At 69.0% G+C, this 15,277-nt stretch carries 17 protein-coding genes; 4 read left to right on the top strand and 13 right to left on the bottom strand.

Going from position 1 to position 15,277, the window contains the following annotated elements; genetic code table 11:
• The first annotated feature begins 102 nt into the window (after window positions 1–102).
• Window positions 103–888: a DUF2189 domain-containing protein gene (locus EDC29_RS00170; RefSeq protein ID WP_132228083.1), complete on the top strand. Its 786-nt coding sequence runs from the start codon at window positions 103–105 to the stop codon at window positions 886–888.
• A gap of 9 nt (window positions 889–897) precedes the next feature.
• Here the strand turns inward: EDC29_RS00170 and EDC29_RS00165 are convergent, their stop codons facing one another.
• The 8 genes from EDC29_RS00165 to EDC29_RS00130 form a co-directional block, all read right to left on the bottom strand.
• A complete protein-coding gene (locus EDC29_RS00165) occupies window positions 898–1,560 on the bottom strand; it encodes a sulfotransferase family 2 domain-containing protein (RefSeq protein WP_132228081.1) in 663 nt (220 codons plus the stop codon).
• 69 nt (window positions 1,561–1,629) lie between these two features.
• Window positions 1,630–2,535 (bottom strand): tyrosine recombinase XerC, encoded by a 906-nt coding sequence (gene xerC, locus EDC29_RS00160; protein ID WP_123139302.1) that lies wholly within the window; start codon window positions 2,533–2,535, stop codon window positions 1,630–1,632.
• Window positions 2,536–2,542: 7 nt separating this feature from the next.
• Window positions 2,543–3,235 carry a DUF484 family protein gene (locus EDC29_RS00155; RefSeq protein WP_123142931.1) on the bottom strand — a complete coding sequence of 231 codons (693 nt, stop codon included), beginning with the start codon at window positions 3,233–3,235 and terminating at the stop codon, window positions 2,543–2,545.
• Window positions 3,236–3,245: 10 nt separating this feature from the next.
• Entirely contained in the window at window positions 3,246–4,076 is an 831-nt protein-coding gene (dapF, locus tag EDC29_RS00150; protein WP_123139338.1) for a diaminopimelate epimerase, read from the bottom strand.
• Between the two features lie 31 nt (window positions 4,077–4,107).
• Window positions 4,108–4,779 (bottom strand): class I SAM-dependent methyltransferase, encoded by a 672-nt coding sequence (locus tag EDC29_RS00145; protein WP_123139304.1) that lies wholly within the window; start codon window positions 4,777–4,779, stop codon window positions 4,108–4,110.
• Window positions 4,776–6,023 (bottom strand): diaminopimelate decarboxylase, encoded by a 1,248-nt coding sequence (gene lysA / locus EDC29_RS00140; RefSeq protein ID WP_123139305.1) that lies wholly within the window; start codon window positions 6,021–6,023, stop codon window positions 4,776–4,778. Before lysA ends, EDC29_RS00145 begins: the two co-directional genes overlap by 4 nt.
• 22 nt (window positions 6,024–6,045) lie before the next feature.
• Window positions 6,046–6,234 carry an LPS translocon maturation chaperone LptM gene (gene lptM, locus EDC29_RS00135; protein ID WP_005221774.1) on the bottom strand — a complete coding sequence of 63 codons (189 nt, stop codon included), beginning with the start codon at window positions 6,232–6,234 and terminating at the stop codon, window positions 6,046–6,048.
• A 68-nt stretch (window positions 6,235–6,302) separates the two neighbouring features.
• Window positions 6,303–7,805 (bottom strand): HDOD domain-containing protein, encoded by a 1,503-nt coding sequence (locus EDC29_RS00130; protein ID WP_242466058.1) that lies wholly within the window; start codon window positions 7,803–7,805, stop codon window positions 6,303–6,305.
• Window positions 7,806–8,017: 212 nt separating this feature from the next.
• On the opposite strand from EDC29_RS00130, the gene EDC29_RS00125 reads away from it, so the two are divergent.
• Window positions 8,018–8,914 carry a DNA ligase gene (locus tag EDC29_RS00125; protein ID WP_123142928.1) on the top strand — a complete coding sequence of 299 codons (897 nt, stop codon included), beginning with the start codon at window positions 8,018–8,020 and terminating at the stop codon, window positions 8,912–8,914.
• Window positions 8,915–8,948: 34 nt separating this feature from the next.
• On the opposite strand, the gene EDC29_RS00120 is transcribed toward EDC29_RS00125, so the two are convergent.
• Both EDC29_RS00120 and EDC29_RS00115 read right to left on the bottom strand, forming a co-directional pair.
• Window positions 8,949–9,134 carry a hypothetical protein gene (locus EDC29_RS00120; RefSeq protein WP_005221769.1) on the bottom strand — a complete coding sequence of 62 codons (186 nt, stop codon included), beginning with the start codon at window positions 9,132–9,134 and terminating at the stop codon, window positions 8,949–8,951.
• An 89-nt stretch (window positions 9,135–9,223) separates the two neighbouring features.
• Entirely contained in the window at window positions 9,224–9,787 is a 564-nt protein-coding gene (locus tag EDC29_RS00115; RefSeq protein ID WP_200189413.1) for a peptidylprolyl isomerase, read from the bottom strand.
• A gap of 458 nt (window positions 9,788–10,245) precedes the next feature.
• Between EDC29_RS00115 and EDC29_RS00105 the strand changes: the two genes are divergently transcribed.
• Entirely contained in the window at window positions 10,246–10,668 is a 423-nt protein-coding gene (locus EDC29_RS00105) for a TerB family tellurite resistance protein (RefSeq protein WP_123139308.1), read from the top strand.
• 6 nt (window positions 10,669–10,674) lie between these two features.
• On the opposite strand, the gene EDC29_RS00100 is transcribed toward EDC29_RS00105, so the two are convergent.
• Window positions 10,675–11,427, bottom strand: coding sequence for a sulfite exporter TauE/SafE family protein (locus tag EDC29_RS00100; RefSeq protein ID WP_123139309.1), 753 nt, complete (start codon window positions 11,425–11,427; stop codon window positions 10,675–10,677).
• A gap of 91 nt (window positions 11,428–11,518) precedes the next feature.
• On the opposite strand from EDC29_RS00100, the gene EDC29_RS00095 reads away from it, so the two are divergent.
• Window positions 11,519–12,070 carry an N-acetylmuramoyl-L-alanine amidase gene (locus tag EDC29_RS00095; protein WP_223806120.1) on the top strand — a complete coding sequence of 184 codons (552 nt, stop codon included), beginning with the start codon at window positions 11,519–11,521 and terminating at the stop codon, window positions 12,068–12,070.
• A gap of 7 nt (window positions 12,071–12,077) precedes the next feature.
• Here the strand turns inward: EDC29_RS00095 and EDC29_RS00090 are convergent, their stop codons facing one another.
• A complete protein-coding gene (locus tag EDC29_RS00090; RefSeq protein ID WP_132228076.1) occupies window positions 12,078–13,472 on the bottom strand; it encodes a sensor domain-containing diguanylate cyclase in 1,395 nt (464 codons plus the stop codon).
• A 270-nt stretch (window positions 13,473–13,742) separates the two neighbouring features.
• A complete protein-coding gene (locus EDC29_RS00085; RefSeq protein ID WP_123139312.1) occupies window positions 13,743–15,191 on the bottom strand; it encodes a bifunctional 2-methylcitrate dehydratase/aconitate hydratase in 1,449 nt (482 codons plus the stop codon).
• Window positions 15,192–15,277: the final 86 nt, after the last annotated feature.

Raw genomic sequence — 15,277 nt, 5'->3', positions numbered from 1 at the left:
GTCCTTTTCGACGTTGCAGTTCAATCCCCTGGCCGCTGGCGTTGCGGTTCGCGCTTCCGCCACCAGCTATCGGGGGTCGATCCAGCGCGGAGGAATGCCCGCATGCAGCCGTCCACCTCGTCCGAGTCCGCCGTTCGTCCGCCGCCCGGGGTCAACCGGGTCGCCCCGGGTCAGCCCTTGCAGTGGCTGCGCGCCGGTTGGCGCGATCTGCGCGCCGCCCCCGGCTACAGCCTGCGCTACGGCGCCGGGATCGTGCTGATCAGCCTGGCGATCACCGTGCCGCTGGCGCTCGGGCGCCTCGCCTTCCTGGTGCCCTTCCTGCTCGCCGCCTTCTATCTGGTCGCGCCGCTGTTGGCCATCGGGCTCTACCAGATGAGCGCGCACCTCGAGGCCGGTGAGTCGCTCGAACGCTGTCAGGCGCTCGAGGCCTTTCGTCGTAACCAGGGGCAGCTGGGCATCGCCACCGGTTTCCTGCTGATGATCCTGCAGCTGTGGATCCTCGCCACCGTGTTCCTGTTCATCATGCTGTTCACCGATCCGTTGCCGAGCTGGGAGCGCTTCGTCGCCGTGGTCTTCCTCTCCGGGGATCATCTCGGGCTGGTGGCGGTGCTGGTCGGGGTGGGGGCGGTGTTCGCGGCCGCGGCCTTCTGCATCGCTGCGGTGACGGTGCCGATGCTGATCGACCGTCCGGTCGATGCCTTCACCGCGGCGCGCACCAGCTTCGCCGCGGTGCGGGTCAACTGGGCGCCGATGCTGCTGTGGGCGGGGTTGATCGTGGTGATCGTCGGGCTCGGGCTGGCGAGTCTGCTGCTCGGGCTGTTCGTCGCCGTACCGCTGCTCGGGCACGCCACCTGGCACGCCTATCGTGACCTGGTGCCGCGCGACTGAGCCGGGTGCTCAGTCGGGGTCGAAGCGGTAGTCGAGCAGCTCGATGTCGCGGGCGAAGTGGCGCGCCACCAGCTCGGCGGTGTCGTCGTCGTAGTAGCTGCGGTAGTCGCGCTTGCGATCGGTCGCCTTGCGCGCGTGAGGGAGAGCCGGCGGGGTGATGCCGATGCGCGCGCAGACGGTGGCGAAGTCGTCGTGGAGCTGTTCGTAGCGACCGATGAAGTCGACGATGACCTCGCCGTGGAGGTCGACCAGATAGTCGCTCTGGCGGGTGATCGAGGTGTCGACGTGGTACTGGTAGGGGCGCTCGGGGTCGAGCTTCCAGCGCAGGAAGTCGGCGAACTCCTGGTGGCCGCCGAGATAGTGCGGGCGCTCGCGACGGATGTGATGGAAGGAGCTGACCTGCAGGTCCCAGGGGTTGCGTACGAAGGCGAACTTGAACAGCGAGTCGTAGAAGGGCCGCGGCAGCAGCTCCTGGGCGAGCACCGCCTTGGCATGACGCGGCAGCTTGGTGCCGATGCGATGACCGCTGAGATGGCTCATGCGGCTGCACAGGAACATCGGGTAGTACCAGGGGTCGCGCCAGCGCAGCCCCTGGAGTGCGGCGCGCACGCTGGTGCCGCCGGTCTTGGCAATGTGGACGAAGAGGAAACGATAGCGAGGCGAGAGCAGCATGAGGGTCTCTGGGGCTGTGGAGCGGTTCCGGCGCGGGCGGCGCGCGGCGCCGGTGTTCTATCCCCGGCTTCAGCGCCGGCGCTTGGCGCGTGGATGCGCTTGGTCGTAGACCTGCGCGAGGTGCTGGAAGTCGAGGTGGGTGTAGATCTGGGTGGTGCCGATGTCGGCGTGGCCGAGCAGCTCCTGGACGGCGCGCAGATCGGCCGAGGACTCCAGCAGGTGGGTGGCGAAGCTGTGGCGCAGCATGTGCGGATGCAGCCCCTGGGCCAGCCCCTGGACCTGGGCCCACTGCGTCAGCCGTGCCTGGACGGTGCGCGGGTGGATGCGGGTGCCGCGCAGGCTGACGAACAGCGCCGGCTCCTCGGGCGCGGCGACAAAGGGACGCAGCAGTCGCCACTGGCGCAGCGCCTCGCGCGCCTTGCGCCCGACCGGTACGCGCCGGGTCTTGGCGCCCTTGCCGACGACCTCGAGCTCATCGACATCGAGCGGCACCTCGGCGAGATCCAGCGCGACCAGCTCGGCGAGGCGCAGCCCGGCGGAGTAGAAGAGCTCGATCATCGCCCCGTCGCGGATCTCCAGCACCTCCTCGCGGGGACGGTCGAGTACCGCGCAGAGCTGATCGGCCTCGAGCGTCCTGGGCAGCTTGCGCGGGGTCTTGGGGGCGCGGATGTCGAGCGCGGGGCTGGCGGTGACCAGCTCCTCGCGCAGCAACCAGCGATAGAAGGCGCGCAGGCTGGAGAGTTCGCGCTGCAGGGTGCGCCCGCCGATGCCCTCGCGATGACGCGCGCCGATATAGCGCTGCACCGTCTCGCCGTCGATGGTCTCGATCGTCACCTCGGCGTGGGCCTGCAGCCAGGCGAGGAGACGCTCGAGGTCGCGGCGATAGTTGGCGACGGTCAGCGGCGCCAGCCGACGCTCGTGGGCGAGGTGGTCGAGAAAGCGCGCGAGCAGTTGGGCTGAGGTCTCGCCGGCCATGCGCGACTCAGTCCCGTCCGCAGCGTTCGATGGTGACCGCGCTCAGCTTGTGGGCGATGATCTCGCCGAGCCGGTCGAGCAGGTCGGTGCCGAGCTCGGGGCGGAAGCGCTCGGGGTCGCTGCTGCCGATGGCGAGTACGCCGGAGCGTTCCGCGGTGCGGATGGGGACCAGGGCGGCGGTACGCACGCTCGCCGCGGCCTCGCCGAACAGTACCTCGGCCTTGTCGGCGTCGAGTGGCCCACAGAGCGCGTGTTTGCGTGCAAGGAAGTCCTTGAAGGCGGCGGTGAGCGGGTCTGGTGCGGCGGTCTCGGGGTCGAGCGGGAACAGCTTGAGGGTGACGGCGTCGGCGCGGAATTCCTGCAGTAGGGTCTCGCGCGTCTCCTCGCACAGCCGGTCGGGATCGTTGATCGCGATCAGCCGCAGCACCAGCGCGTGCAATCGGGTCGACAGCGACTCGTACTCGCGGGCGCGGGCGATGAGCTGGCCGAGACGCTGGCGCTCGGTGTCGAGCTCCTGGCGCAGCGCCCGCACCTGGCGCTCGATCAGCGAGACGGCGTCACCGGTGGGATGCGGGATCCGCAGCGTGATGAGGATCTCCGGGTGGTGCTCGAAGAAGTCGGGATGGCGCTGCAGATAGGCGGCGACCGTGGCCTCCAGCGCCTCGTCCCTGGTCTCGGGCTGCTCTGCCTGTGTGATCACGATTGACCCCTCATAGAACGATCTCCCCGTGGAACACTGATTCGGCAGGCCCGGTCATCCAGACGACGTCATCCGGGCTGCGCCAGTCGATTATAAGCCCTCCGCCCGGCAGGTCGACGCGTACGCGCTCATCGAGCAGACCGCGTAGCCGCCCACTGACCACCGCGGCGCAGGCACCGGTGCCGCAGGCCAGGGTCTCGCCGGCGCCGCGCTCGTGCACCCGCAGACGGATTGCGTCGCCGGCGAGCCGTTGCATGAAGCCGACATTGACCCGCTGCGGGAAGCGCGGGTGATGCTCGATCGCCGGCCCGAGGCGCGCCACCGGCGCGGTCTCGACGTCCTCGACCAGCAGCACCGCGTGCGGGTTGCCCATGGAGACGGCGCCGATCTGGTGGTGCTCGCCGGCGACCTCGAGGTCGTAGAGCGGCGCCTCGTGCTCGGCCTGGAAGGGGATCTCGACCGGCGCCAGCCGCGGCCGACCCATGTTGACCCGGACCTGGCCGTCGGCCTCGAGATGGAGCCGGATCGCCCCGGCGGCGGTGCCGACCGGGATCTCGTCGTGCTCGGTCAGCCCCTGCTCGCGCACGAAGCGGGCGAAGCAGCGCGCACCGTTGCCGCACTGCTCGACCTCGGAGCCGTCGGCGTTGAAGATCCGGTAGTGGAACTCGGTGCCCGGCAGCCGTGGCGGCTCGACCAGCAGGATCTGGTCGCAGCCGACGCCGAAGCGCCGATCGGCGAGCCGGCGCAACCGCTCGGGGTCGAGCGCGATGCGTTGGCGCACCGCGTCGAACACCACGAAGTCGTTGCCGAGCCCGTGCATCTTGGTGAAGCGGACCTTCATCGATTCGATCTCCTGCATGTCGCCGTCGGGCTCATCCCGGCACGCGTCCCCAGATCGCCAGATGCCGGTCGCTGACCACGCCGACCTCCAGCCCCTCGAGCCCGGCCTCGGCAAGCTGCTCGACCACCTCGCGCGGCTCGTAGGCGGCGAACAGCGAGTTGCGGAAGTCGCTGCGCAGCACCTCGGGTGCATTGGCGACATAGGTCTCGACCAGCGCCTCGGCCCAGCCCGCCGAGGGCGGGCGCAGCAGGTCCATCACCAGCACCAGGGCGTCGGGGTTGGCGTGCGCGCGCACCGTCCGCCACAGCACCTGGGGATCGTGGAGATGATGGAGCAGGCTGTTGGAGAGGATCAGGTCGTAACGGCGGTCTGCGAGCCGGCTCGAGGGCAGACGGTCGTGCACCAGCTGCCAGCGGCCGTCGAGATCGGCGGCGTCCTCGAGGGTGGCGCGGGCCCGTTCGAGCATGGTCGCAGCCCCGTCGAGCGCGTCGCAGTGCAGCCGCGGATAGGTACGCAGCAGGCGCAACACGATGTCGGCCGGGCCGCAGCCGAGGTCGAGCGCCGCCGAGCCCGGCAGGCCGCCCCGCGCCTGACGGGCGAGGAGACGCATGAACAGGCTGTTGGAGTCGGAGAAGTCGGCCTCGGCATAGGCTTGCGCCTGCTCCTCGGTGTCCATCAACTCGGGCTCGGGGCGACGCTTCACGGCAGTCTCCGTTCCCCCGCGAACAGCGACTCGATCGACTCGCGCTCGCGCACCAGGTGGGCCTGATCGCCGTCGACCATGACCTCGGCGGCGCGGGGCCGGCTGTTGTAGTTCGAGCTCATGGTGAAGCCGTAGGCGCCGCTGCCGCGCACCGCCAGCAGATCATCGGGGCGGATGGCGAGCTGGCGCGACTTGCCGAGGAAGTCGCCGGTCTCGCACACCGGGCCGACGAGGTCGTAGCGCTGGGTCTCGAGCGTGGGGTCGAGGTGGACCGGGACGATCTCCTGCTCGGCCTGATAGAGCGCCGGGCGCAGCAGGTCGTTCATGGCGCCGTCGACGATGGCGAAGTGACGCGCCTCGGTCGGCTTGAGGTACTCGACGCGGGTGAGCAGCACGCCGGCGTTGCCGGCGATGGCGCGCCCAGGCTCGATGAGGATCTCGTAGGGCTTGCCGGCGAGGCGGTGACGGATGGCGGCGGCATAGGCGGCCGGATCTGGCGGCAGCTCGTCGCGATAGCGGATGCCGAGCCCGCCGCCGAGATCGAGGTGTTCGATGGCGATACCGGCCTCGGCGAGACGGTCGGCGAGGGCGAGCACCCGGTCGAGGGCGTCGATGAAGGGGGCGAGGTCGGTGAGCTGCGAGCCGATGTGGCAGTCGATGCCGGTGACCCGCAGGTTGGGCCGCGCGGCGGCGTCGCGATAGACCGCCTCGGCGGTGCGGATGTCGATGCCGAACTTGTTCTCGCGCAGTCCGGTGGAGATGTAGGGATGGGTGCGGGCGTCGACGTCGGGGTTGACCCGCAGCGACACCGGGGCGATCACGCCGAGTTCGCCGGCGACCTGATCGAGCCGGTCGAGTTCGGCCTCGGACTCGAGGTTGAAGCAGCGGATGCCGACCTCGAGGGCGCGACGCATCTCGTCGGCGCGCTTGCCGACCCCGGAGAAGACCACCCGCGACGGATCGCCGCCGGCGGCGAGCACGCGTTCGAGTTCGCCCACCGAGACGATGTCGAAGCCCGAGCCGAGCCGCGCCAGGGTGTCGAGCACGGCGAGGTTGGAGTTGGCCTTGACGGCGAAGCAGACCAGGTGCGGATGCTCGCCGAAGGCGCGGTCGAAGGCGTGCCAGTGACGCTCCAGGGTCGCCCTGGAGTAGATGTAGCACGGGGTGCCGAAGCGTTCGGCGATCTCGGTGAGGGGGACGGACTCGGCGTGGAGCAGGTCGTCTCGATAGTTGAAGTGATCCATGCGGCGTCGATGTGGTGCTCGGCTAGGGCTGATCGGCGGCGGGGACGGCGGCGTCGGTGACGTCGGGCAGGTCTCCGCCGGTGGCGGCTGGCGTTGCCGGCTCCGGCTCGGGCAGATAGAGCGGGCCCTTCTGGCCGCATGCACCGAGCATGCTGACGGTCCCGAGCACCAGGATGATGGCGATGAACAGATAACGGGCCCAACAGAGCATTGGAGCGTCTCACGCGAAAAGGGGTTGAGTCGGGCCTCTAGTATACATTCCAGCGCCCGCGACGCGGGTCAGCGCGCGCGCCGCCGTGCCGCCAGGGTCAGCCCCTGGCTGGCCTGCTTGGCGAAGTGCTGGAAGTCCTCGAACAATGGCTCGGTGAGGGCGCGCGCGCTGCTGGCGCGATCGGCGTAGAGCAGCCCGATGCCCTGTCCGGCGATCTCGATCGGGGCGATCATGAAGGGGGTGCGACCGAGCGCCTGGATCACCGTGGCCGGTACGTCGGCGAGCGCCTCGCCACGGATGCAGCGTGCCTGCTGGCGCTCGATGACCGTGAACAGCAGATGGTTCTGACCCGGCAGGCGGGTGAACTGGAAGCGGGCGAGCAATCGCTCGGATTCGCTGCCGAGCGTGTATCTGGCCTTGAGGGTACGCTTGTCCGGGGTGATCAGGGCGAACACCACCCGATCCATGCCGACGCCGCGGTGGATGCCCTCGAGCGCCAGGGTCATCACCTGATTGAGGCTGGCCGTGCCGCTCTCGATCAGCGTCGAGAGCTCGCGCAGCACGCGCAGCTGGAGCTGGGCGTCGGGTTCGGGGGCGGTGCTCTCGGCGTCTGTCGTCGCCGCCGCCGCTGTCTCGGTGGCTGTCTCGGGCGTCGGCTGGTCTGACGTCTCCTGCTGTTGCGGGATGTGCGGGGCAGCGATCTGGGCACCGATGACGGCGGCCACCTCGGCCGCCTCGCTGGCATTGTGCTGCAGCATCTTGTGGGTCTCGCCGATCGCCAGGTCGATCATCTTGGCTGCGCGCTTGACCAGTTTCTCCATCGGCTCGGTATGCCAGCCGCCGTCCTCGGCGCAGAGCGCGATCTGCTGACCGAGCACCACGGTCTGGACCCGCTCGTCGAGCACGCTGGGGGTGACGATCGCCTCGCGCACCAGCTCGTTGAGGTTCCATACCTTTGCCAGCTGGCCGCTGAGCTGGTTGAGACGAAAGCCGAGGATGCGCTCCTGGGCGCGCTCGGGGAGGGTGGAGGGCTGCTGGCGGTAGAGCTGGTCGAGCGCCTCGGCCTGCTCGCCGCCGAAGCACCAGAAGGCCAGCTCGCCGATGCGGTGGAGCAGGGCGGCGATGAAGACCTCCTCGGGGGCCTTGTCCTCGCGCGCGGTGGCGATCGAACGGGCCTGGATCGCCGCGTGGAGGGCGCGCGCCAGTTCGCGCGCGACACGCTCGCGGGTCGCCCCCTCGATGGTGTCGTCGACCAGGGTCGCGGCCAGGCACATGTTGCTCACGGCATTGAAGCCGAGCACCACCACGGCGCGGTTGACCGTGGTCAGGCTGTGGCCCGTGCTGGCGCCGGCCGGGTTGTAATGGACGGAGTTGGCGAGCTTGAGGATGCGGGTGGTGAGCGAGGGATCCTGCATGATCACCTGGGCCAGGGCGGCGGCGGGCGCCAGTTCGTCCTCGGAGACACGCAACACCTGATGCACGGTGTTGTTGAAGATCGGCATCTCGTGATGCTGGATCAACTCGACCCATTCGGCCAGACGGCGTTTCTGCGGGGTGCGTTGCGTGTTCAAGGCAGGCTCCTGGCGGGATGGCTGCTGCGTGCTGGCCCAGGTGCGTCCGGTTGATGCGGTGCTGAAAGAGGAGGGCAGTTTACCGGTTTTCCGGTGGACGGCGTATCTGCGGCACGCCCCGTGTCCGTGCGCCCGTCCGATTCGGCCTCGTATCAAGCGGCGCTGCACTAGCCTTGTCCGGATCATCATGAGGGCGAACCGGGGACGACAAAATGCTCTTGCGACCGCTGCTGCTGGCCGTCTTGCTCGTGCCGGCCTCCGCTCTCGCCACGACCGACGCATGGCCCGTCGGCTGCACGCCCGGTGCGCCGATCGGTGAGCGTGGTGGCGAGGCGCCCCCGGCGCTGACCCTGGCCGGGGTCTATCGGCGGGGCCTGCCCGTCGCCGATTATTGGGTCAGCGAGAAGCTCGACGGGGTGCGCGCCTACTGGGACGGGCGGCGTCTGGTCAGTCGCGGCGGTCGGGCGATCGTCGCGCCGGCGCAGTTCACCGCCGGCTGGCCGCGACTCGCGCTCGATGGTGAGCTGTGGATGGGGCGGGGGACCTTCGACCGGCTGTCCGGGATCGTGCGTCGTCAACGGCCCGACCCGGACGCGTGGCGCGCGGTGCGTTACATGGTGTTCGACCTGCCCGGGTGCGGGCTTGATTTCGATGGCCGCTTGGCTGCCCTGCGCCAGCTCTTCGCCGTGCCGCAGCCGGCGTCGCTGCAGCTGATCGAGCAGTGGCGCGGCCGCGATCATGCGCACTTGATGATGCGGTTGCGTCGGGTGGTTGCCGCCGGGGGCGAGGGGCTGATGCTGCACCGCGCCGCTGCGCCCTATCGGGCGGGGCGCGGCGATGATCTGCTCAAGCTCAAGCCCTATCTCGACGCCGAGGCGCGGGTGATCGCCCACCTGCCCGGCAAGGGGCGGCTGCGCGGGATGGTCGGGGCGCTGCTGGTGGAGGATGCCGAGGGGCGGCGCTTTCGTCTCGGTAGCGGCCTGAGCGATGCCGAACGGCAGGCGCCGCCGCCGGTCGGCAGCTGGGTGACCTTCAGGTATCAGGGCTACACCGGTAACGGCATTCCGCGCTTTGCGCGTTATCTGCGGGTGCGGACGGCGGAGGAGTGAGGGGGGCTGGGGCGCGTCCCTGCGCCATCGCAGGCTAGCGCAGTGTGCGCAGGATCGCCGCCTCGATCTGGCGGGCATGGGGGTGTTCGCGATCGGCGCCGTGCGGGTGCACGGTCTCGAGTTCGCTCCAGGTCTGCAGACGCGGCTGGCGCTCGGGTGCCTGCTCGAGCGGCTGGCGCCGTGGGTCGAGGAAGGTGTCGCGAGGGTCTGGGATACGCATGGCTGAGTCCTCGTTCGCGTCGGTTGGTAGCTTGTTGTTAAGGGTGGGGGTGGTGGACACCAGACCAAGGGCCCACCACCCCCCGGGGGTCACAGTGCCCGACAGTCCTCCAGCATCACCGTTGTCCGGGTGCGCCCGGAGCGCGAGCCCTCGGCCTCCATCGCCTTGATGACCTCGATGCCGTCGACGACCTCGCCGAAGACCACGTGCTTGCCGTCGAGCCAGGGGGTGGGAGCGACGGTGATGAAGAACTGCGAGCCGTTGGTGTCGGGGCCGGCATTGGCCATCGACAGCATGCCGGGGCGGTCGTGACGCCGTTCGAAGTTCTCGTCGGGGAAGCGCTCGCCATAGATCGAGCGGCCACCGGTGCCGTTGCCGTTGGTGAAGTCGCCGCCCTGGATCATGAAGCCGGGGATGATGCGGTGGAAGGGGCTGCCGGCGTAGGCGAGGTCGTCCCCGCGCTCACCGGTGCAGAGCGCGCGAAAGTTCTCCGCGGTCTTCGGGGTGGTGTCGGCGAACAGCTCCAGGGTGACGGTGCCGGCCGGCTCGCCGCCGATGGAGACGTCCATCGCGACACGGGGATTGGCCGCCAGCGCGGAGGTGGCGATGGTGGCGAGCGCCACCGCGGCGAATGAGGTCAGGGATCTGGACATGCGGGCTCCTGGATGATCGCGGTTGCACGGGTCCGGCAAGTCGAGCGGCCGCTCCGTCACCTCTAAAGCTTAAGGTCGGCGTGGAGCGGGCGGCGCGATGCAGGTCACGCCGCGACCCGTCTGGGCTCGCCCCATTGTGGTGCCACTCGACGGTTAGGTGCAATCGGCGGAGTCAGCTATCAGCCGTCTTCAGTCTCCAGCCGCCAGCCATCAGCCATTAGCCGCCAGCCACCAGCCATCAGCCATCAGCCGCCAGTCGCCAGTCGCCAGTCGCCAGCCAGCGACCAGCAAAGGCGGGGCGCGACGCCTTTGCTTCCGCGACGGTGGTCGAGGACGACCGCCCACTGGAGGCTGATGGCTGGCGGCTGGAGACTAAAGGCGACTGATGATGACTCGTGCCGGATCCGGGGTCTGTGCGATGATCGTGGCAGTCCCATTCGTCATCAGCTGGAGCAGGTATGTCGACGCTCGAACTCACTCCCTATCCCGACAACAGCGCCGAGGCGCTGCTGCGGGTGATCACCCTCTTCATCGTCAGCGACGGCGAGGTCGCCGACGGTGAGCTGGAGATCCTCGACGATCTCGGGGTGTTCGAGACCCTGGGCGTCGACCACAACCGTTTCGCCGAGGTCTTCGATGCCTATTGCGACGACCTGATCGCCCATGCCGGCACCGCGCGCTATGTCGGGTTGAACGACCCGGAGTGGATCGACGCGGTGCTCGCCCCGGTCACCGAGGTCTCGCGACGGCGTCTGCTCGCGCGAGTCCTGCTGCTGGTGGCGCGCGCCGACGGCCATTTCGCCGACAGCGAGCTGGCGATCTATCGGCGCATCCTCGAGCGCTGGGAGATCGATCTCGACTCGCTTGCCGAGGCCGACTGAACCGTCTCACCAGGCCTCGATGATCAGCAGTGCGGCGATCGCCCAGAGCGCGCCGCGCAGCCAGTTGCGGTAGCTCGTCCCACCATGATGGCGCCGCACCCGGATGCCGATCCACAGCGCCAGCAGCACCGCCGGGAGCAGCACCAGCGCCAGACCGAGCACCGCGGGGTCGAGCGCATCGCGACTGGCGAAGCCGAGTACCTGGCCGCTCTTGCTGGTGATGAAGCTGAGGTTGAAGGTTGCGACCATCAGCACCGGGTTCATCCGGGTGTAGAGGGCGAAGGCCACCACCACCGGGGCGAAGATGTTGATCAGCCCTGCCAGCAGACCCATGCTCAGTCCGAGCAGTGCCAGCGCCCAGTGCGGCACCTGGCGCTCCGGGCCGCTGCCCTGACGGCGCTCGAGCAGCAGGAAGGCGACCAGCACCAGCGCCAGCAGGATCTGGAAGGGCTGCGGGTCGATGCTGAGCAGCAACTGGGTGCCGATCAGACTGCCGATCATGGTGCTCACCGGGAGCGGCCAGAAACGGCGCAGCGCCTCGCGCCAGTGTCGCTCGTGGGCGATGCTCACCAGGTTGATGAGGATGGTCGGGATCAGGGTCAGCAGGATCGCCATGCGCAGGTCCATCACCAGCGCCAGCAGCGGGGTGGCGAGCAACGGGAAGCCGAAGCCGAGGGCGCCGTGGGCGAAGGCGGCGACGGTGAGGATGACGAGGGTGGCGAGATCGGTCAGGGAGAGGATGGCCGGATCCTCCTGCAAGGCGGATTCAAGCCCTCCAGCATAGCCGAGATCGCCTGCGTGGGCGTGCTCGAGATGCGGCCGAGGCCGCCGGAGGTGGGGCATGGGGGGGATGGCGAGATACGGGCGCTGGCTGCTCGGCCTGCTCTTGCTGCTCGGGCTCGGCGCGACGCCGGCGCGCGAGATCGATCTGGTGGTGATCCATGCCACCGGCGGTCCGGGCTGCAAGGCGGGGCGGCTGTGGCACTCCGGGGGCGGTACGCTCGAGTCCAACCGGCGTCATTTCGCCCGCAACCCGGGCATCAGCTATCACTATCTGATCGGTCGCGACGGCACCACGGTGACGGGGACGCCGGTGGCCGAGGTCGCCCATCACGCCCGCGGTCACAACGCCCGCTCGGTCGGCATCGAGCTGGTCAACGACGGCGATGGTCGCGACCCCTTTCCCGAGGTCCAGATCCAGGCGCTGATCGCGCTGCTGCGCCCGCTGCTCGTCGCCCATGACCTGACCCCGGCGCAGATACGTGGTCATGGCGAACTCGATACCCGCAGCTTCGTCTGCGGCGGGCGGCGCTACAAGTCGAAGGTCGATCCCGGCGGCGCCTATCCGGGGTTCGCGGGCAATTTCCCCTGGTCCCGGGTGCGCGAGGCGCTGATGCGCTGAGTCGGCCTCAGAGTCCGTGAGCGTTGCCGGCGAGGCGCTGTAGCTCGTCGTCCGAGGGGGTCCAGCAGGCGATCCGGTCGCGTCCGGCCTGCTTGGCGGCGTAGAGCTTGCGATCGGCGCATTCGAGCAGGGTCGAGACCCTGGTCCTGAATCCACCGACGAGTTCGGCGACGCCGATGCTGATGGTCAGCGAGAGCGCTCCCTGGTCGGTCTCGATCGGGGTGTCGGCGATGCACTGACGCAACCGCTCGGCGGTCTCGCTGGCGGTGCTGAGGTCGGTCTCGGGGAGCAGCGCGGCGAATTCCTCGCCGCCGTAGCGACAGAGGATGTCGCTGTGGCGCAGGTTGAGCTTGAGTTCGCTGGCGATGGTCTGCAGCACCTGATCGCCGATGAGGTGGCCGTGACGGTCGTTGATCGACTTGAAGTGATCGATGTCGATCATCAGCGCGCTGGTCGGCGTGCGCTTGCGCGCCGCCTGGGCCAGGCTCTGCTCGGCCAGCGACCAGAACTGACGGCGGTTGAACAAGCCGGTCAGGGGGTCGGAGATGGCCAGTTGCTCGAGGGTGCGCTCGAGCTGTTTCTGCTCGGTGATGTCGCGTGAATAGAGCGCCAGCTGCGAGACCTGACGGTGCGCGTTGCAGACCGGGTAGAGGGTGTGGTCGAACCAGCGGTCGCGATATTGCTCCTGGAAGCGGATCGGCTCGGCGCTGGCGATCACCTTCCTGAGCTGACGGTGCAGGTTGGCGGCGACCTCGGTCGGGAGCCGCGCGAACAGGCTGCTGCCGATCAGCTGTTGGCGGTCGCAGCGCAGCTGGCGCGCGGTCATGTCGTTGCAGGCGATCAGCTTGCCGGTGGCGTCCATCAGCAGCATCGAGTCCTCGGGGGTATCGAGCAGCGCGCGCAGTGTCGCCTGATGGTCGCGCAGTGCTTGTTCGGCGCGCTTGTAGGCCGAGATGTCGGTGATGAAGCCCTCGAGGGTGAACAGTTCGCCGTGATCGGACCACAGTCCCCAGCCGCGCTCCCAGGCCCAGCGGATCTCGCCGTCGATGTGGTTGATGCGGTACTCGACCTCGAAGGTGCGTTGCTCGCCGAGCGCCAGCTGGACCTGATCCCACACCCGGCTGCGATCCTCGGGGTGGATCAGGTCTGAGTAGATGACCCGCGAGCGCATCAGCGCCTCGGGGGGGTGGCCGGTGAGCGCCAGGCAGCCGGCGCTGACGTAGTCCATGGTCCAGTTGCTGTCGTTCTGGCAGCGGTAGGCCATGCCGGGGAAGTTATCGAGCAGGGCGGCGGTGTCGGGGCCGCGCGTCCTGTGCTGCGCTCGTTCGAGTTCGTTGATACGGCGCTTCAGCGCGGCGTTCTCGACACGCAGTTGCTCGCTGTCGGGGCCGGGGGGATGCATTGACCACTGCCTCCGCGAGATGCCGCAGTCGGGGTGCGGCTTGACCGATATGGATAGAGATGCTGCGCGATGGCCCGGGACGAGGCCCGCTCGACCGATGGCGAGATTCGGCGCCAGTGGGTCGTGCACGGGAGCGCTCTCTAACAAGCATGGCCCAGTGCGGGTGGCACGCCAAGTGGGACGGGGGGCGGCGGGGGGTGGAGAGAGGGGCGCGGGGTGGCCTCGGCCACCCCGCTCGGGGCGCGCCCCGGCGGGGGCGCGCGACCGGGGTCAGATCATGAACAGGTCCATGAACTGGTGCACCGGGGTCTGCATCAGCTGCTGCTCGTCCTGGCAGAGGTCGTAGATGCGCTGTGCCTGACCCTTGGGGAAGCGGGTCTTGAGTGCGGCGAGGAACTTCGCCTCGAGCACCGGGATGCCCTCGGCGCGACGACGACGGTGACCGATCGGGTACTCGACCTCGACCAGCTCGGTGCTGCTGCCGTCCTTGAAGAAGACCTGCACGGCGTTGGCGATCGAGCGCTTCTCGGGATCGAGGTACTCGGCGGTGTAACGCGGATCCTCGCGCACCACCATCTTTTCACGCAGCGCATCGATGCGCGGATCGGCGGCGACGCCGTCCTCGTAGTCGGCGGCGGTGAGACGACCGTGGATCAGCGGCACGGCGACCATGTACTGCAGGCAGTGGTCGCGGTCGGCCGGGTTGTAGAGCGGGCCGTCCTTGCTGATGATGCGGATCGCCGACTCCTGGGTGACCAGCTCGATGCGCTCGATCTCGTCGATGCGGTCCTTGACCTGGTCGTGCAGGCGCATCGCGCACTCGACCGCGGTCTGGGCGTGGAACTCGGCAGGGAAGCTGATCTTGAACAGGATGTTCTCCATCACATAGCTGCCGTAGTCGCGCTGGAAGGCGAACTTGTTGCCCTTGAACAGCACGTCGTAGAAGCCCCAGGTCGGCGCGCTCAGCACCGAGGGCAGGCCCATCTCGCCACGATCGACCATCATCGCCAGACGCACCGCGCGCGAGCTGGCATCGCCCGCCGCCCACGACTTGCGCGAGCCGGTGTTGGGGGCGTGACGGTAGGTGCGCAGCGCCTGGCCGTCGACCCAGGCCTGCGACAGGGTGTCGATGACCTGGTCGCGATCGGCGCCGAGCATCAGCGCCGAGACCGCCGCCGAGGCCACCTTGACCAGCAGCACGTGGTCGAGACCGACGCGGTTGAAGCTGTTCTCGAGGGCGAGCACGCCCTGGATCTCGTGTGCCTTGACCATGTACTGCAGCACGTCGCCCACGGTCAGGGGCGCGGCGCCGTCGGCCACCGCCTTGCGCGAGAGATAGTCACCGAGACCGAGGATGGCGCCGAGGTTGTCGGAGGGGTGGCCCCACTCGGCGGCGAGCCAGGTGTCGTTGAAGTCGAGCCAGCGGACCATGGCGCCGATGTCCCAGGCGGCCTTGACCGGGTCGAGCTGGAAGGCGGTGCCGGGCACGCGCGAACCGTTGGGCACGGTGGTGCCGGGGACGATGGCGCCGAGGTGCTTGGTGCACTCGGGGTACTGCAGCGCGAGCATGGCGCAGCCGAGCGAGTCCATCAGGCAGTGACGGGCGGTGGTGATGGCCTCGGCCGAGTCGATCTCGGTGTTGCAGACGTAGTCGGCGATGGCGACCAGTTCCTGGTCCGGATCGGGGCGAACGTTGGCGTCGGCGATATGTGCGCTCATTTGAATGAGGTCTCCAGTGGGTTGGGAATGCGGTGGCTTGCAGCCGCCGGCCACCAGCTCCAGCCTCGAGCTGGTAGCTGGTAGCT

Source organism: Marichromatium gracile (assembly GCF_004343155.1).
GTDB lineage: Bacteria > Pseudomonadota > Gammaproteobacteria > Chromatiales > Chromatiaceae > Marichromatium > Marichromatium gracile.
Note: the sequence above shows the minus strand (reverse complement) of the source record. Positions and strands in the feature narration are given on the sequence as shown.